This window comes from Variovorax sp. J2L1-78, assembly GCF_030317205.1.
Lineage (GTDB): Bacteria > Pseudomonadota > Gammaproteobacteria > Burkholderiales > Burkholderiaceae_C > Variovorax > Variovorax arabinosiphilus.
Genome location: NZ_JASZYB010000003.1, coordinates 351,451 through 367,189, shown reverse-complemented (window position 1 = coordinate 367,189; position 15,739 = coordinate 351,451). Strand labels below are relative to the sequence as shown.

The 15,739-nt window shown below is 62.9% G+C and carries 16 protein-coding genes and 4 pseudogenes; 7 read left to right on the top strand and 13 right to left on the bottom strand.

From position 1 onward, the window contains the following. Window positions 1-820: 820 nt before the first annotated feature. The 5 genes from QTH86_RS20250 to QTH86_RS20230 form a co-directional block, all read right to left on the bottom strand. Window positions 821-1,030, bottom strand: coding sequence for a hypothetical protein (locus QTH86_RS20250; RefSeq protein WP_286539755.1), 210 nt, complete (start codon window positions 1,028-1,030; stop codon window positions 821-823). Between the two features lie 177 nt (window positions 1,031-1,207). Further along, window positions 1,208-2,170: an alpha/beta fold hydrolase gene (locus QTH86_RS20245; RefSeq protein ID WP_286539754.1), complete on the bottom strand. Its 963-nt coding sequence runs from the start codon at window positions 2,168-2,170 to the stop codon at window positions 1,208-1,210. 50 nt (window positions 2,171-2,220) lie between these two features. Next, on the bottom strand, window positions 2,221-3,009 hold the full coding sequence (locus tag QTH86_RS20240) for an SDR family NAD(P)-dependent oxidoreductase (protein ID WP_286621151.1): 789 nt from the start codon (window positions 3,007-3,009) through the stop codon (window positions 2,221-2,223). A gap of 62 nt (window positions 3,010-3,071) precedes the next feature. Next, complete coding sequence (locus QTH86_RS20235) at window positions 3,072-4,160, bottom strand: alkene reductase (RefSeq protein WP_286539750.1); 1,089 nt, start codon at window positions 4,158-4,160, stop codon at window positions 3,072-3,074. A gap of 98 nt (window positions 4,161-4,258) precedes the next feature. After that, entirely contained in the window at window positions 4,259-5,104 is an 846-nt protein-coding gene (locus QTH86_RS20230; RefSeq protein WP_286539748.1) for an alpha/beta fold hydrolase, read from the bottom strand. A 132-nt stretch (window positions 5,105-5,236) separates the two neighbouring features. On the opposite strand from QTH86_RS20230, the gene QTH86_RS20225 reads away from it, so the two are divergent. Then, window positions 5,237-5,860 carry a TetR/AcrR family transcriptional regulator gene (locus QTH86_RS20225; RefSeq protein ID WP_286539746.1) on the top strand — a complete coding sequence of 208 codons (624 nt, stop codon included), beginning with the start codon at window positions 5,237-5,239 and terminating at the stop codon, window positions 5,858-5,860. Between the two features lie 60 nt (window positions 5,861-5,920). On the opposite strand, the pseudogene QTH86_RS20220 reads toward QTH86_RS20225, so the two are convergent. From QTH86_RS20220 to QTH86_RS20205, 4 genes and pseudogenes are all read right to left on the bottom strand, one after another. Further along, window positions 5,921-6,223: pseudogene (locus tag QTH86_RS20220) on the bottom strand (dihydroxy-acid dehydratase); the annotation flags it as partial. Window positions 6,224-6,286: 63 nt separating this feature from the next. After that, window positions 6,287-6,496: pseudogene (locus QTH86_RS20215) on the bottom strand (helix-turn-helix domain-containing protein); the annotation flags it as partial. Between the two features lie 132 nt (window positions 6,497-6,628). Then, entirely contained in the window at window positions 6,629-7,369 is a 741-nt protein-coding gene (locus QTH86_RS20210; RefSeq protein ID WP_286539744.1) for a haloacid dehalogenase type II, read from the bottom strand. Between the two features lie 65 nt (window positions 7,370-7,434). Beyond that, the gene (locus QTH86_RS20205; protein ID WP_286539742.1) at window positions 7,435-7,938 is read right to left on the bottom strand and encodes a MarR family winged helix-turn-helix transcriptional regulator; all 504 of its coding nucleotides are present in this window, start codon (window positions 7,936-7,938) and stop codon (window positions 7,435-7,437) included. Window positions 7,939-7,998: 60 nt separating this feature from the next. On the opposite strand from QTH86_RS20205, the gene QTH86_RS20200 reads away from it, so the two are divergent. From QTH86_RS20200 to QTH86_RS20180, 5 genes and pseudogenes are all read left to right on the top strand, one after another. After that, window positions 7,999-8,559: a PaaI family thioesterase gene (locus QTH86_RS20200; RefSeq protein ID WP_286539740.1), complete on the top strand. Its 561-nt coding sequence runs from the start codon at window positions 7,999-8,001 to the stop codon at window positions 8,557-8,559. Then, a pseudogene (locus tag QTH86_RS20195) lies at window positions 8,546-9,483 on the top strand (acetyl-CoA C-acyltransferase); the annotation flags it as partial. The gene QTH86_RS20200 and the pseudogene QTH86_RS20195, both read left to right, overlap by 14 nt. After that, entirely contained in the window at window positions 9,425-9,616 is a 192-nt protein-coding gene (locus tag QTH86_RS20190; RefSeq protein WP_286541502.1) for a hotdog family protein, read from the top strand. The pseudogene QTH86_RS20195 and the gene QTH86_RS20190, both read left to right, overlap by 59 nt. Further along, a complete protein-coding gene (locus tag QTH86_RS20185) occupies window positions 9,613-10,617 on the top strand; it encodes an aldo/keto reductase (RefSeq protein ID WP_286621150.1) in 1,005 nt (334 codons plus the stop codon). Before QTH86_RS20190 ends, QTH86_RS20185 begins: the two co-directional genes overlap by 4 nt. 568 nt (window positions 10,618-11,185) lie before the next feature. Then, window positions 11,186-11,617 carry a nuclear transport factor 2-like protein gene (locus tag QTH86_RS20180; RefSeq protein WP_286621148.1) on the top strand — a complete coding sequence of 144 codons (432 nt, stop codon included), beginning with the start codon at window positions 11,186-11,188 and terminating at the stop codon, window positions 11,615-11,617. Window positions 11,618-11,865: 248 nt separating this feature from the next. Here the strand turns inward: QTH86_RS20180 and QTH86_RS20175 are convergent, their stop codons facing one another. From QTH86_RS20175 to QTH86_RS20160, 4 genes and pseudogenes are all read right to left on the bottom strand, one after another. Further along, window positions 11,866-12,843, bottom strand: a complete 978-nt coding sequence (locus tag QTH86_RS20175) for a helix-turn-helix domain-containing protein (RefSeq protein ID WP_286621146.1) — start codon at window positions 12,841-12,843, stop codon at window positions 11,866-11,868. Between the two features lie 82 nt (window positions 12,844-12,925). Next, window positions 12,926-13,321, bottom strand: coding sequence for a VOC family protein (locus QTH86_RS20170; protein ID WP_286621144.1), 396 nt, complete (start codon window positions 13,319-13,321; stop codon window positions 12,926-12,928). A gap of 38 nt (window positions 13,322-13,359) precedes the next feature. Further along, window positions 13,360-13,812 carry a cupin domain-containing protein gene (locus QTH86_RS20165; protein ID WP_286539725.1) on the bottom strand — a complete coding sequence of 151 codons (453 nt, stop codon included), beginning with the start codon at window positions 13,810-13,812 and terminating at the stop codon, window positions 13,360-13,362. 268 nt (window positions 13,813-14,080) lie between these two features. Next, window positions 14,081-14,430: pseudogene (locus tag QTH86_RS20160) on the bottom strand (integrase core domain-containing protein); the annotation flags it as partial. A 270-nt stretch (window positions 14,431-14,700) separates the two neighbouring features. On the opposite strand from QTH86_RS20160, the gene QTH86_RS20155 reads away from it, so the two are divergent. Further along, window positions 14,701-15,714, top strand: a complete 1,014-nt coding sequence (locus QTH86_RS20155; RefSeq protein WP_286647980.1) for a tripartite tricarboxylate transporter substrate binding protein — start codon at window positions 14,701-14,703, stop codon at window positions 15,712-15,714. The last annotated feature ends 25 nt before the right edge of the window (window positions 15,715-15,739 follow it).

Genomic DNA, 15,739 nt, shown 5'->3' with positions numbered 1-15,739 from the left:
CTCTTTTCAAGGAATATAGGATATTCTATAAGTTTGTCGACTTTATATCACAATGTCGTACAAATGGCGGTAAGGTGGAACTTTTCGGGCTTCAGAGTGGCGCGCAGTATGGACTGGGTGCCTCGATGGGAGCCGAAGATTCGCGTGTCCTACAGGAGGACAGTTCAGGATTTCCGAGCCGCCTCGGACCCAGTCGCCTCCACGGCTTGGGTAGCTCGGCACGCGAACTGTTTGCCTCGGGTCATGTGCGCCTCGAGTTCAAACGGCTGTCGCCGTCACCTTTCAGAAGGTGTGGCGGATTTGCATCGGGCTGAACTATCGTTTCTACCCGGGCGAGAGCGGGTTTAGGGTTTTCGAGTGCCCATCGGCTTACTCACGCCTTGGTTTCCAAAGCGCCGGAGACGGCGTGACCATCATTTGGTGCCGCTAATCCCGAGCAATTCGACGGAAAGGGCGACTTGGTTGCCATTTTGGGCGAAAGCCTGCGCCACTTCTCGGGTGACCCACCTTGCATTGGGCAATCAGCGTGAGCAGCTGCGGGTCGGCCGCGGTGGTTGCCGCCAGGCCCCGCGCAGTCCACTGCTCCCACAGTTGCCCCCTGTGCTTGAAGCTCAGGCTTCGCGGCTCCTGCCCGTGTCAAGATAGTTGTCGCCTGAGTCATGCAGCCAAGCGCTGTTTACGTAAGCGGTCCACGTCGGCCGCGACCACGCTCCGGATTCAGTGTCACCGCGCCCGCTGGCGTCCAGTTGCGCGTGCTGCGCGCCCAGTGCGCCGGATGGCGCTCGCGCGCCTGGGCGTCCTGGGTGTAGAACGCGTGCGATCACCGCATCAAGGCATGGCTGTGCAGGCATGACGTAACGAATGCCGCTATACCGCCCAGCGCCTTGGCCCCGTTCTCGATGAATGAATTGGCATTCGGAATGAATGCCGGGATGTGATTGCCCTCAGTGCTTAGCAGCTTGCCGAAAGGCCAGTACCAGCGGCGCTTGAGCCGCAGATTTACGTGCACATCTACGGTGGGCATCACCACGAAAAGCATCGTCTGACTGGCAAAGCCCGGCGGGAAATGTGCGCGCAGCGCCCGGACAGGATTGCTCAGTAACTTCCAGAGCCATGCGAGGATGCGGTCAGATGTGTATGAGACATCGGGTTGTCCTTGAATGGGAGGGTTGAGATGCAGGCCTCGCGTTAGCAGCTAGGTCACGCATCACTTGGCCAGGAAGGCCAGTGCCTTGGGCACGAAGTCCTCGTGGTACTGGAAGATGCCTCCGTGACCTGCATCGGGGTAGACGATCAGCTCGCTGTTGGGCAGGCGCTTGGCTAGGTCGTAGGTATTGCTGGTCGGCACCATCCGGTCGTCGTCGCCATTGGCCACAAGGGCCGGCTGCTTGATCACCGAAAGGTCAGCGGGCCGCTTCTGTCCCCATGCGCTGAGCGCCTGCAACTGCGCCAGATACGCCCCCGCGGCGATGTCCTTGTCGCGGTTCACGGTGCGCTCCTGCAGGCGCTTCAGAAAAGTCTTGCCGGCCTCGATCCCATCCGGCGTGCGGGTGAAGAAGAGGTACTGCTTCGGGTCTTGGCCGGTGAAGGTCGCGCGCAGCAGGTCGTAGTTCGCCACGCCTGCCACGGTGCTGATGCCTGGACCGCCCGCGGGGCCGGTGCCCGTCAGGATCAGCTTGCGCACGAGCTGCGGCTCTTTCAGCACGATCTCCTGGGCGATCATTCCGCCCATCGAGAAGCCGAAGAGGTCCACCTGCTTGAAGCCTTTGGCCTTGATGAAGGTGATGGCGTCGTCCGCCATTTGTTCGATGGTGTTAGCCGGCGAGCCGGTGGAGGCGCCGATGCCGCGGTTGTCGAACGCGACCACGTAGTGCTTCGCGGCGATGCCATCCACCACACGGGGGTCCCAGTTGTCCAGAACGGCGGCCAGATGGGTGAGCAAGATCACCGGCGTGCCGGCGTTCTTCTGGCCCAGCTCGCGGTACGCGAAGTCAACGCCGCCCGCAGAGAGGGCCTGCGTTGGCACGCTGTTCCATGTGAGGCCCTGCGTCGTGGCGACCTTGGCAGATGTGGCTGCGGCCACAGGCGGCTTGTCGGCCGTGGCGCAGGCCGACAGCAGCGTGGCAGAGAGAGCGAGCAGGCACAGGCCGACTCGGGACAGGTAAAGCATGGTGTCTCCGATGGAAAGAGTGATGGAGTGATGAAGAACTGAGGGGGCAATCAGGCTTGCTGTCGATAGCGGTCGGCAGCGTGCGCCTGCCGGATGTCCGCCAACAGTCCCTGACGCGCGCAGTCCAACGCAGTCCAGCGCTCGGCCACGTGCAGCGGCGGGATCGTGACCAGTTCGCGGCGGTCGAAACCGACCAGTGCCGCATCGACCAGTTCGCCGACGTCCATTACCTCGGTCAGCGTGTTGACGTCGATCCCGGCGCGCTCCCAGATTTCGGTGCGGGTGGCCGCTGGCAACACGGCTTGCACGTAGACCCCCTTGGGGGCCAGTTCCAAGCTCAGCCCCTGCGACAGGAACAGCACGAACGCCTTGGTGGCACCGTAGATCGACATGCCGAATTCGGGCGCGAAGCCGACCACGGAGCCGAGGTTGACGATCGAGCCAGCGCCTGCCTGCGCAAAGCGCGGCGCGGCTGCTGCCGCGAGCCGCGTGAGCGACGTGATGTTGAGCGCGATCAGACGGTCGATGCTCTCTGCCGTCTGCTGCTCGAAGCCGCCCGACTGGGCCATGCCGGCGTTGTTGATCAGGATGTCGATACGGGCGTCGTCACGCAGGCGGGCTTCGACGGTAGCCAGGTCGGCCTGATTCGTCAGGTCGGCCTGCAGCACGTCCACGGCAACCTGGTGTTCGTCGCGCAGGCGCTGCGCAAGCGCGTCCAGGCGTGCCTTGTCGCGCGCGACCAGCACGAGGTCGTGGCCTCGCTGCGCGAAGCGCTCGGCGTAGGTGGCGCCGATGCCGGTCGAAGCGCCGGTAATGAGGGCGGTGGATTGGGTGGTCATATGGACGTTCTCCGCAGATCAGAGGGCACCGGGCCGCAGCGTTGGGCCCGGCGCCTGTTTGCTTACCTGGCCTCGGCCAGCGTGGGGTAGTCGGTGTAGCCCGCGGCGCCTCCGCCGTAGAGCGTGGACGGGTTGAGCTGTGCCAGCGGCGCGCCGCTCTTCAATCGTTCGACAAGATCGGGGTTGCTGATGAACGGCCGACCGAAGGCAAACAGGTCCGCCTTGCCCGATTCGAGCTGGGCGGCAGCGAATTCCAGGTCGTAGCCGTTGTTGGCGAGGTAGGTCTGCTTGAAGCTGCTGCGCAGCGCGGCGAAGTTGAATGGCGCCACGTCGCGCGGGCCGCCCGTCGCACCTTCGACCACGTGCAGGTAGACGATGCCCAGCGTGCTGAGCTGTTCGACGATGTAGCCGTACTGCGGCTGCGGGTCGCTGCTGGAGATGCCGTTGGCCGGCGATACGGGGGAGATGCGCACGCCGGTGCGATCGGCACCGATCTCCTTCGCCACCGCGGCGACGACCTCCAGCAGCAGGCGGGCGCGGTTCTCGACCGAGCCGCCGTAGGCGTCGGTGCGATGGTTGGCCCCGTCCTTGATGAACTGCTCCAGCAGGTAGCCATTGGCGCCGTGGACCTCCACGCCGTCGAAGCCGGCGGCGATGGCGTTGGCAGCGGCCTGGCGGAAGTCGTTCACGATGCCAGGCAGCTCGTTCAATTCGAGGGCGCGGGGCTCGGACACGTCGGCAAAGCCGTTGTTGACGAAGGTCTTGGTCGCCGCGCGGATGGCCGAGGGCGCGACCGGCGCGGCACCGCCCGGCTGCACATCGACGTGCGACACGCGGCCCACGTGCCAGAGCTGCACGAAGATGCGCCCGCCCTGGGCGTGCACGGCGTCCGTGACCTGGCGCCAGCCGGCGATCTGCTCGGGCGTGTACAGGCCGGGGGTGTCCTGGTAGCCCTGGGCCTGGGCCGACACCTGGGTGGCCTCTGTGATGATCAGGCCGGCCGAAGCGCGCTGGGCGTAGTAGGTCGCGGCCAGTTCGCTGGGTACCAAGCCGGCGCCGGCGCGGTTGCGGGTCAGCGGCGCCATGACGATGCGATTGGCGAGGGTCAGAGGTCCCAGCTTGTATGGCTCGAAGAGCGCTTTCTTGCTCATGTCGGTATACGTTCTCTTGAATGGATGGACGTGCGGCCGATGCGATGCGGCCGCAGAGTGAAGTCAATGGCTGGTGGCGCACGTACTCGTGCGCACCGTCACTCCGCCAGGAACTGGATGGCGTGCTTGAGGAAGCGCTCGGGGTCCTGGAACTGCGCGCCGTGGCCGGCGTCCGGGTAGACCAGGAGCTGGGCGTTGGGGATGTTCTGCGCCAGGTGCCAGGAGTTGATCGTGGGGATCATCACGTCCTTGACCCCGTTGAGCACCAGCGTGGGCTGCTGGATGGCATTCAGGTAGGCGTAGGGGTTCTCGCCAGCCAGCGGCGGCAGGTAGGCGCCATGTGCTTCGGCCTGCGCCTGGGCCACCGCTGCGGAGCTGGGCGGGTCCTGGTCGACACGCTGGTGGCGGCGCTTCCAGAAGGCCTGCCCAGCCTGCTTGGCGGCTTCGGAGCGCCCGAAGAACAGGTAGAGGAAGTCCTCCACCGTGGGCACCGGTCGGGGCGCGACTTCGAGCACCTTGGGCTCCATGTTCGGATCGCCGCCGCGCAGCCCGGTGCCCAGCAGCAGCAACTTGCGCACGAGCTGCGGATGGCGCAGCGTCACCTCCTGCACCTGGAAGCCCCCGAGCGAGAAGCCCAGCAGGTCCACCTGCGACAGACCCAGCGCCTGGATTACCAGCGCAATGTCGTCGGCCATGTCCTCGATGCGGTTGCGCGGAGTGCCGCTCGACGAGGCAATGCCACGGCCGTTGAAGAGGATGACCTCGCGGCCAGTGGCGAGACCATCGGTCAGCAGCGGGTCCCAGTGATCCATGCCACCGCGGAAGTGCTGCACGAAGAACAGCGGCGGCTGCGAACTCGAGGCGTTGCCCCAGCGGCGGTAGGCGAACTTGTCGCCATCGACCTCGACGAACTGGGTGGGTGCGGTCAGGTGCGTGTTGCTCATGATCAGGGTCCTTTCAAGTGAGACCCATCAATGATGACGGTCATAATCTAACTTGTCAAGGGGTTTGATGATGAACGACATCAATGTATAGTGAGATCTCCTGGCACAGCGAAAAATCAACTCAACTCCGATATGAAGGTCACCAAGGCACAAGCGCAGGCGAACCGGGCGCACATCGTCGAAACAGCTTCGGCGCTCTTCCGCGAGCGTGGCTACGACGGCGTGGGCGTTGCCGACCTGATGGCCGCTGCGGGCTTCACCCACGGCGGCTTCTACAAGCACTTCGGCTCCAAGGCCGATCTGATGGCGGAATCCGCAGCGTGCGGCATCGCGCAGACAGCGGCGCTGACCGCGGGAGTAGACACCCCGGATTTCGTGCGCGCCTACGTCTCGCGCGAGCATCGCGACGCCCGCGCCAGCGGTTGCACGATGGCTGCGCTGGGCGGGGACGCCGCCCGTCAGCCCGAAGCGGTCCGGTCGACGTTCGTGGCTGGCATCGAGAGCCTGCTGGCTGAGCTGAGCCGCGCGGGCACTGCATTGGATGGTGCAGATCCGGAACAGGCGCGAGCCCGGTCGCTCGGCATCCTGACCCACGTGGTGGGCGCCATCGTCCTGTCGCGCGCCTGCCCGGACGATTCGCCGCTGGCCGACGAGATCCTGACGGTGTGCCGCGATGCGATCCTCGCGTCGGTCGACCTGCCTGGGAGCCCGTCTGCGAAAACGCGCTCATCAGCGCGAGAGCGCAGCGCGAGTTGATTTCCGGGCCTTGAGCGGATGGGCGGTCGCCGGCCTGCGAGCGCCCATCCGCAGTGTTCGGTGATTGTTTCTCGGGACGAATGCGCCTCGTGGACCAACGAGGAAGTCCAGGTCGCAGCCCTCATCTGCTTGCAAGACGTGGTCGACATGCAGGCGCCAGTAGCCGCTCTCCAGCGGCGCTGTGGGCGCCTTCCACTTGGTGAGACGTGCGACCAGCTCTTCGGCGCTGACATGCAGGCGCAGCAGGCGCTGCGGCACGCTCAGCTCGATGAGGTCCCCATCACGAACGGCCGCGAGAGGGCCGCCGGCAGCGGCCTCGGGGCCGAATGCAGTACCCACGGTGCCGTAGGCCGTTCGGCTCGCCGCCGCAGCCATGATGTCCAGATTGCCGGCGTACTTGGGCAGGTAGCTGATTTCGATGACGTGTTTCTCGCGCAGCTGCTGGAGAACCCGATTCACCGATTGTCGCGAAGCGCCAACCATCGCCGCCAGGTCTGACTGCGACATCTGTATCTGCGACTGATCCGGATCGTCTTGCTCTGCGGTGCGCAGTTGCATGGTTCCGGAAAGCAAGAGCTGCCTCGCCACACGTACCGGAAGGCTGTCCAAACTGGCGCATTCGTAGTTTTGCGCCATCGCCCGAAACTGTGCAGCCATCAGGCGCGAAATAGCCCGGTCGAATAGCTACCCAGCCTCCGAAGGACTCGCGGGGCCAGAACTCAGCTCGGCACCTCCGGGGCATCGGAGTAACTGAGAACGGTATGCATACTATCCACCATCGTGAATTTTCGCGGCGGCACGTTCGAATTGGTCGGCTAAATCGATCAGGCTCTCTGCCTGCCAATCCCATGCTTGCTGGGAAGACGCATCGGGAGCGGGCGCGCCGCCGTACTCCAGCGGACGATCCACATACGCCGTCTGCAAACCACAAGCCCTTGCCGCCGCCAGGTCGCTATGGTGGCAGGCCACCAGGCACAGCTCCTGGGGCGGGAGTCCGAGTGCACCGGCGGTGGCGAGGTATGCCGTCGGCTGGGGCTTATAAGCCTTGGCGAGTTCTGCGCCGAGGATGGCATCCCACTGCAACCCATTGAAGCGGTTCATCGCCACCATGAGTGACACATTGGCATTCGACAGTGTGACCACGGGAAGGTGAGTTCGCAGTCGGCTCAAGCCAAGTGGAACGTCGGGCCAGGGATCGAGCCGACGCCATGCGCTGGAAAGACCATGGAGCGTTGACGGCTCAAATCGGCTCGCGGGCAAGTTGTATTGCTCAAGCAGCTCCAGCAACATTTCATGGTGAAGCTCATCCAGTGGCACGAACGGCCTATCGCCACTGCGGCAGCGCTGCATCGCCGGTTGGTAGAGCATCCGCCACTCCAATGCAAACCGTTCAGCGCTGACGCCTGGTAAATGGTTCGCAACGAACGAGCGGGCTTCGCGAGCAATGCTCTGATGCCAATCGACCACTGTGCCGAAGACATCGAACGCCAACGCTTTTGGCAGCTTCATGTAGTTTCTCCTTGATCCGTGTTCTTGATAGGCCAGCGCCACACCATGCCGGAGATAGAAATGGGTTATCTCCGGGAGCGCCTGCTGCGATTACAGCTGTCAACTGATTCAGCGTTGTCTTCGGCGGAACTTTGGGGATCGTCATCGAGGCATTCGATGCAGGCGTCCAGCAGCTCGTGCAGCGCGGCGACGCGCGCGATTCCCAGACGCTCGTTGAGCGCCAGTTGCGCCGCCTTCCAGGCCCGTTGCCCCTCGGTCTGCTTGGCTCGACCCGCTTCTGTGGCCTCCACCAAGCGGCTGCGCGCATCGCTACCCGCACCGATCTGCAGCCACCCATGCGCCACCAGCGGCTGCATGTTGCGCGTCAACGTCGAAGCATCCATGTGCATGCGTTTGGCCAGTTCGCCCGGACGGATAGGCCCAAGCCTGACGACGTGTGACAGCAGCGCGTATTGCGTGTTCTTCAGTCCCGTCTCGCTGACGTGGTAGTCGTAGTGACGCGTCACCATGCGAGTGAGCTGGCGGAGCTTCAGGTTCGTACACCCTTGCGGCTTGGCGGCGTTCTTCATGTGCTACATTGTATATGCAACCTTTGTATGTGCAATCGTGTCGAGCGAAAGGAGTGCCGGATGGAAGTCGACGACGTAGTAGCCCGCTGGGAAGCGGACGAAGCGCGCGTGCGCGCGCGCCAAAGTGCTCCGGGCGCAGAGCCCAAGGGAAAGGTCTTTGGCCGCTCGGGCATGGAGATGTTCGAGGCAATCTTCTCGGGCGAGCTGCCCCCTCCGCCGATCAACGACACGGTCAACATCCTGGCGATCCACATCGAACCCGGAGTCGCCGTCTTCCAGGGGCGACCGCAAAGGAGCCTCTACAACCCGCTCGGCACCGTGCATGGCGGCTGGTTCGCCACGCTGCTGGACTCTGCCGTGGGGTGTGCCGTGCATTCGACGCTACCCGCCGGCAAAGGCTTCACCACCCTGGAACTCAAGGTGAACATGCTTCGCGCGCTCAACGATCAAGTGCCGCTGGTGCGTGCGGAAGGCAAGTTGATCCACGCCGGACGGCAAGTTGCCGTGGCCGAAGGTCGGATCGTCGGCCCCGACGGAAAGATCTATGCGCATGCAACCACGACCTGCCTCATCTTCGACCAACCCGCTCTCACGACAGGGAGTTCCGATGAGCAAGCCTGAAATCGTTCTTTGTGCGCCGTTGCGCACGCCGATCGGCACCTTTGGTGGTGCGTTGAAAGACACCCCTGCAACCACGCTGGGCGCGGCTGTAGTGCGCGAAACCCTCCGGCGCGCCGGCCTGCCTTCTGAGGCTGTCGATACCGTGGTGCTGGGTCAGGTGATCCAGGCCGGGGCCAAGATGAACCCTGCACGTCAAGCCGCCATTGGCGGCGGCCTCCCGTTGCAGGTGCCCGCAGTGACCGTCAACCGCGTTTGCGGTTCTGGTGCGCAGGCCATCGCCAGCGCTGCGCTGAAGGTGGCCGCCGGGTACGCCAAGGCGGCGATCGCTGGCGGCATGGAGAACATGGATCAAGCCCCGTATCTCTCGCTTGGTGCGCGCTGGGGCAGTCGCATGGGCGACGCCGCCATGCTCGCAGCCTGCTGCGAGACGGTCTCAACGATGCCTTCAGCGGACAGCATTCGGGCTGGCATACCGAAGACCTGGTCAGCCAGTACGGGATCACCCGCGAAGATCAGGACCGCTGGGCAGCGCGCTCGCAACAGCGTTTCAGCGCGGCACAGGGGGCAGGCAAGTTCGACGAGGAAATCGTTGCGATCGAACTGGCCGGCCGCAAGGGGCCGGTGCGCTTCGACCGCGACGAGGCCAACCGCCCCGACACGACCATCGAAACGCTGGCCAAGCTCAAGCCCGCTTTCCGCAAGGACGGCAGCATTACCGCCGGCAACGCGTCTGGACTCAATAGCGGCGCGGCTGCGGTGATCTTTGCGGAACGCGGCTTTGCCGAGAAGCAAGGCCTCCAGCCTTGGGCGCGACTCGTCGCGCAGGGCGTGGCCGGGGTCGAGCCCGGCAGGCGACTAGTTGCACGTGGAAAGCAAGGTGCTGGAAGTTCGCCAGTCCAAGTCCAGGCCCGAGCAAGGGCTGGTCAAGGTGCGGAGGAACAGCCTGAATCAGGACGGGGGCGTCGTGCAGATTTCCGTCGGCAATGTGGTGGTTCCGCGCCGGTCGGCATCGTCGGGTGAGCCGCAGCACGATATTTCTCAAAGGAGCGAAGCATGAAATACACCGTCTTTGGAAAAACCGGCCTGCGTGTGTCGCAAGTCGCATTGGGCACGGGCAACTTCGGCACGGGCTGGGGTTATGGTGCCGACCCCGATGCCGCAGAGGCCGTCTTCAACGCCTATGCCGAGGCCGGCGGCAACTTCATCGACACGGCAGACGTTTACCAGTTCGGCCAATCGGAAGAACTGCTCGGCACTCTGCTGCAGGGGCGGCGCGAGGACTTTGTGCTGGCCACCAAGTTCACCAACGGCGCCGTGCCGAACGCGAACCGGTTGGTCACCGGCAACAGCCGCAAAGCACTGGTGGCTTCCGTGGAGGCGAGCCTCAAGCGCCTCAAGACCGACAGGATCGACATCTACTGGGCGCACCATCCCGATGGCGTCACGCCCATCGAGGAGATCGTCCGCGGCTTCGAGGATCTGGCGCGTACGGGCAAGATCCTCTATGCAGGCTTGTCGAACTTCCCCGCCTGGCGCCTGGCCCGTGCGGTCACCCTGGCTGAACTGACCCACGCGGTACCCATTGCGGCGGCCCAGTTCGAGCACAGCCTGGTGCGCCGTGAGCCCGAGGCCGACCTGTTCCCGGCCGCGCGCGCCCTGGACCTGGGCGTGGTGACCTGGTCACCGTTGGGCGGGGGCATGTTGACCGGCAAGTACCGGCAAGGAGAAAAGGGCCGGGCTGAAGGCTTTGGCGGCCGGGTCTTCCAGCCGGAGAACTCGGCGCAGCGCACGCAGGTTCTGGACACCGTGCTGGCTGTAGCAAGCGAGTTGGGCGTCAGCGCAGGCCAAGTTGCTATTGCCTGGGCCGGCACGCATGGGGCCGTGCCGATCATCGGACCGCGCTCGGTTGCCCAACTGATCGACAACCTCGGTGCGCTGACGGTCGACCTCTCGGCCGAACAACTCCATCGCCTTGATACCGCAAGCAGCCTCGTGCCATCGGCGCCGTCACGGTCGCCGGTTCCCTGGGCCGGAGAACTCACCGAAGTCGTCGCCTGAGCTGAGCCTGCCGCTGCAGATAGCAGCAATAGTCGGCGATCCATCCTGGAGGTCGCTGCCAACGAACGGCCACGTGCAATCGCGTGGCCGTTCGCTTTTGCAGAACTTGGCGCTCGCCTGGTATCGCCCAACCATCCGTCCGTCGAGCCGCTAGAGCCTCCTCGTTCGTGGCTTTGCTGCTGGGCGTGCTCGACGCAGACCTCTTGCACCGCTCCGACCAGCGTCGTCCAGAGCCTCTTGGTCCGTTGGTCCGTCATGAGTCCGGACCCGCCCGATCGACCATGGCAGTTGCGGCAGATGCGTGTGCTCGATCCCGACCCCGATCGGCGCCTAGCCCAACAATCAGATTGATGCACATGGGCAACTGCGCAGGGCTTCAACGACGTGAAGCCGCTCTCTCGAAGCAGTTCACTGCGTCCCAGGAGGCGCACCGACCTTTGCTCGGGAAAACCCGCTCTTTGCGCGTCCAGTCAAGCACGACTTCCCTTTGAACGCAGTCCATCCCGGTTGCGCTGCGTATCGTTCTTCGGTTCATAAGTTCACGGCCCTGAGCCGAAAGGAGACAACGATGCCCCTACATATTCAATCATCACCGCGGCGCGCATTCCATCAAGGCGCGCTGGTGCTTGCCGCAGCCCCGCTGGCTATCCTTTCCGGCGAGGCTGCCGCAGCCTATGCCTCTACCGAAACTGTGCTGAAACATCACCTTGGTGCGTTTGCCAAAGGCTTGGACGAAATCATGCAAGACTATTCCGACTCTTCGATCCTCCTCACGCATGACAAAAAGTATCACGGCAAGGAGGAGATCAGAGGCTTCTTCGACGGTTTCCTGAAGTCGGTCAAGCCAGGCTTCTGGGAAGCCTTCAAGATCAATGCGCAGGCGATCGACGGCGACGTGGCCTATCTTGTTTGGGAGGCGAAGCCCTTCGTGAATATCGCGACTGACACCCTGGTGGTGCGCAAGGGCAAGATCGCGGCTCAGACGTTCACTGCCGGCTAGGTCTTGCTCGAACTTTTGAAGGACTGAATCGATAGCGGTCTTTCCAGTGAAACAGCGATGCATGCGCGTCGGGCGAGATTTCCATCTGCTGCTGCGGCGCCCACGCCGGACCTACTTGCGCCGGATGCGCGCACTCTGATGAGAGCGGGTTGTCGCTCAGCCTAGTTGAGCGAGGAGCTAGGTAGCCGTGAGTCGCGGTGGAACCGCGAGTTGCGTGCCAGCCGTGTCTTGAAAGGGGCCCGCACGAGCTATCGCGGAGCCGTCACGCGAAACTCCCGGGGCCCGACGCCATACTGCAGCTTGAAGATCCTCGTGAAATGCGAAGGGTCCGCGAATCCCCAGGTATAAGCAATCTCCGCGACGCTGCAGTCCCGATAGGTCCGGCTGCGAAGGTCGTCCCTGCATCGCTCTAGTCGTTGCGTTCTGATCCACACTGAAGCGCTCACGCCGATCTGAGCAAAGAGCATGTGTACGTACCGCGGCGACATGTTGTTGGCTGCCGCGATACTGGTCGGCGACAGGTGGTCGTCCTGCAGGTGGGCGAGAATGTAGTCCTGCAGTTGCTTCAGGTAGCGCGATGACAGTCCGCGCTGTGGCGCCTCGACGCGATGGCACATCGCCGCGGTCAGCAACTCCAGCGTGGCACGCCGTACGCCGGCATTGTCGCCTTCGGTGAAGAGTTCCAGTTGATGTGCGAGGCTGTCGATGTGCGAATAGAGAACCGCACCGATTCCGACGCGGCTGTCGATCACCGTACCGGTGAATCCCGTGCCACGGGGAAGTCGCTCCTTGACCTCCGCCCAAGGCAGTACTAGCGACACCTTGTGCAGACGTTCCATCACCGTGAATTCGGCTGGCTGCGCGCTCGTCCAGATCACCAGGTCTCCCGCACCCAGGCTGATGTCCTCTCCCGCGAAATGGAATCTCTCGCGCCCAGCCTTGGTAATCTGCACGCCGATGTAGGGGACGGGCTCACGGCCGACAAATTGCGGCAGCCGGCTTCCCGAGCAGGGGTCGCACACGCACTCGACCGCGCGCAGGCCGTTGATGTCGCGGCTCCGAATGCTCGCCGAGAAACCGTCGGCGACCGATTCTGTGACCTGCCAATGGCCGTAGTTCTGCGTGAGGGCGGCTTGCCACGCGTCAGTGGCCTCGGACCTGCGGATGCCGGCGGTCGACCAGTGCTGTACCGTCAAGGGGCTCTTCATGCTGGCGTTTGCTTGCATGTTGTCTCCGTTGTGCATGTGACCCCGATGGGTCGCGATGCAGAATATCCGGGAGCAGCGCGGGTGCCGAGGGGGTTTGCACTCAGTGGTAGTGACCGTGGCGCTCTAGCACTTCGATTTTGTACCCGTCCGGGTCCTGGATGAAGAAGAAGCGCGCGAGCAGTTCCTCCCCGCGCTTGAATTCCTTCACATCTCCGGGCTGATAACCCATGCCCAATAGGCGCGCCCTTTCGGCGTTCGCATCGTCGACCACGGCGGCGATGTGCCCGTAGCCGCTGCCGTGGGTGTAGGGCTCCTCCCTGCTCTTGTTCAGCGTCAACTCCAGTTCGAATTCGCACTCGCCGCTGCGCAGGTAAACCAGCGCGAAATCCGGAAAGTCCAGCCGATGGGACTCGGATAGATCCAACAGGTCGGCGTAGAAGCGCATTGAACGATCCAGGTCGGCTACCCGGATCATGGTGTGGATGATCTTGGACATGAGGGAAATTGGAGCCCGAATTCAAGGCACTCGATCGTCTACCTATGCGCGTCGACGTGCGCCTGCCAGGCGCCCTGCGCCTCTTCCCAGCCGATGTTGGCAATCACGCTTGCATCGGGGTTGATGAACGCGAGCGGCCCGGAAAACGTCATGTAGAACGCGCTCGGGACGGGGAAGTAGGTCTTGTCGTGGCGCGCGCCGGAAGACTCGAAGCCGTAGCCCGGCGCCAGCGCCGTATCGCCTCCTTCGGCCTTGCCCCCGCGCACGTCCATGCGGCCCTTGTAGAGGAAATATTCGCCCGGCCCGGTGTGGAAGTGCGCATTGAAGGACGAGCCCTCCGGACACTCGAACACGGCCGTCCAACTGCCAGCCTCCGGCGAGACGTAAAGCAACCTCCAGGTGATGCCCCCCTTTGAAAAGGCGTCAGGAAAAGGCGCCCACGGCATGTCGTCTATCTGGACGTACTCTTCCTTGGCTTTCATTTTGGCCATTTGTTCTGTCTCCTTGCTCGCAAGAGCTTCAAGTGATTACTCGGGCATCGGCCCCCCGCAACGACGAGCCGACGAAACGCGCGCCCTGGGACTGCGCGAAGGCATGTCTTGGAACACGCTCACACAAACGATAGGCGGCGCGGGCGCGAACGACTGGGGCTTGCAGGAAGTACTGCTTGACTGCGCGCGAACTCCACGGATTGAAGGTCTCCGGGTTAACGCGAATACCGGGGGGGGGTAAGCGGTCCACGTCGACCGCGACCACGTTGTCACGCTTCGGATTCAGTGTCACCGCGCCCGCTGGCGTCCAGTTGCGCGTGCTGCGCGCCGAGTGCGCCGGATGGCGCTCGCGCGCCTGGGTATAGAGCGCGTGCGATCACCGCATCAAGGCCAGCATGGCGCTGTGCAGGCGTGACGTAGCGAATGCCGCTATGGCGATGGCGATGTTCGACGCTGTACCAACGCACGAATGCCCTGGCCCAGGCGGCGAGCAGCGTGCAGGTCGCCAAAGCCCTTGGCAGGGAACTCAGGGCGGTACTTGGCGGTGCGAAACCGCGACTCGGCATAGGCGTTGTCATCGCTCACGCGCGGCCTGGAGTACGACGGCTTCACAACCAGCAGATCGGGCAGCGGGTGTTTGTCGTGCACGTTGGCTGCGCACACCCTCATGCGTTTGACATGGCGAGCCGGCGACCTCGCAAAACAGAAGTTCATGGCCGCACCCACAAGCCTGTTGAAAAAATAAATTTTTCTGTGTAATATCGACAAACGGCTGACGCAACCGAGCATTGTCCGACGCTGGATGAGTGGAAGGTGATCGTTAGTCGAGGTCCGGCGGCTTGACCCTTTGGGTCAAGCCTCGCAATCCAACACGCCCAGGAGACAAAAGTGTTAATCCATCATCCGCTCACTTCGGTCAAGAGAATTTCCGCATGTTGGAAGGCGGTCATATTCAGTCTGATCGCAATGGCTTTCTCTCTGCCGCAATACAGCGCTGGTAGCGAGCAATATCCGTCAAAGCCAATAGTAGTCAAGGTGGCGTTTCCGGCCGGAGGTGGAGTAGACGGGGTTGTCAGGCAAATTCTCGCAGCGCTTCAAAGTTCGCTTGGTCAGCCCGTCGTAGTTGAAAACCTTCCGGGCGTAGGTGGTGCTATTGGCGCCATGAACGTCGCGAGAGCGTCGTCGGACGGATACACGCTGCTTGCCCACGCGAACGATCTGATTCTCGCGCCACTTGTGTTGTCGTCCGCCCAATACAAGGCGAGCGACTTTAGGCTGATCACCCCATTATCTCGCAGCGACTTCATTCTTGTAGCTCGGCCAGGGCTTGCAGGAAAAAAGCTCAAAGATTTAGTTGAGATGAGTAAAACAGCGCAGGGGGGGCTATCCATCGCGCACCAGGGTCTTGGATCGCTATCGCATTTGGCCAGTGAAGATTTTGCCTCGTTCGCCGGAATGCAAATCACAGGAGTGCCCTATAAGGGAGGGGCGCCAATCATTCAGGATCTTCTCGGGAACCATGTCGACTTAGCCTTTTTGCCTATTGCAGCCAACAGCATTTCTATGATCAAAGAAGGCCGGATCATTCCAGTCGGCCTAGCTGCATCGCAGCGCAACGCAGAGATTCCCGATGTAGCAACTCTCGCGGAGGGGCGTGATCGCACGTTTGAATACGCCTCCTGGAGTGTGATTATGGTGAAGCGGGATGTGCCTGAGAGCGTTGCCGAAAGGCTAAACATCGCTATTCGCAAGGCGATTGAAACGCCTGAATTCCAAAGATTTGCCAAAGATAGTGCCGCCAAGCCATTCGGTATGTCGCTGAAAGAAGCTGATGTCTTTTACGCATCAGCTATCAAGCAGTACGCAGATATGGCGGTCAAGTTCAAATTGCAGCCGCAGTGATCTCTAGAAGCGCGGTCTTTGCCGA

What these genes read in the sequence shown, in the direction of transcription:
- QTH86_RS20245 (WP_286539754.1), bottom strand. Translation starts at nt 2,170, where the DNA reads ATGCTTTACCTGTCCCGAGTCGGCCTGTGCCTGCTCGCTCTCTCTGCC.
- QTH86_RS20240 (WP_286621151.1), bottom strand. Translation starts at nt 3,009, where the DNA reads ATGACCACCCAATCCACCGCCCTCATTACCGGCGCTTCGACCGGCATC.
- QTH86_RS20235 (WP_286539750.1), bottom strand. Translation starts at nt 4,160, where the DNA reads ATGAGCAAGAAAGCGCTCTTCGAGCCATACAAGCTGGGACCTCTGACC.
- QTH86_RS20230 (WP_286539748.1), bottom strand. Translation starts at nt 5,104, where the DNA reads ATGAGCAACACGCACCTGACCGCACCCACCCAGTTCGTCGAGGTCGAT.
- QTH86_RS20225 (WP_286539746.1), top strand. Translation starts at nt 5,237, where the DNA reads ATGAAGGTCACCAAGGCACAAGCGCAGGCGAACCGGGCGCACATCGTC.
- QTH86_RS20210 (WP_286539744.1), bottom strand. Translation starts at nt 7,369, where the DNA reads ATGAAGCTGCCAAAAGCGTTGGCGTTCGATGTCTTCGGCACAGTGGTC.
- QTH86_RS20205 (WP_286539742.1), bottom strand. Translation starts at nt 7,938, where the DNA reads ATGAAGAACGCCGCCAAGCCGCAAGGGTGTACGAACCTGAAGCTCCGC.
- QTH86_RS20200 (WP_286539740.1), top strand. Translation starts at nt 7,999, where the DNA reads ATGGAAGTCGACGACGTAGTAGCCCGCTGGGAAGCGGACGAAGCGCGC.
- QTH86_RS20185 (WP_286621150.1), top strand. Translation starts at nt 9,613, where the DNA reads ATGAAATACACCGTCTTTGGAAAAACCGGCCTGCGTGTGTCGCAAGTC.
- QTH86_RS20180 (WP_286621148.1), top strand. Translation starts at nt 11,186, where the DNA reads ATGCCCCTACATATTCAATCATCACCGCGGCGCGCATTCCATCAAGGC.
- QTH86_RS20175 (WP_286621146.1), bottom strand. Translation starts at nt 12,843, where the DNA reads ATGCAAGCAAACGCCAGCATGAAGAGCCCCTTGACGGTACAGCACTGG.
- QTH86_RS20170 (WP_286621144.1), bottom strand. Translation starts at nt 13,321, where the DNA reads ATGTCCAAGATCATCCACACCATGATCCGGGTAGCCGACCTGGATCGT.
- QTH86_RS20165 (WP_286539725.1), bottom strand. Translation starts at nt 13,812, where the DNA reads ATGGCCAAAATGAAAGCCAAGGAAGAGTACGTCCAGATAGACGACATG.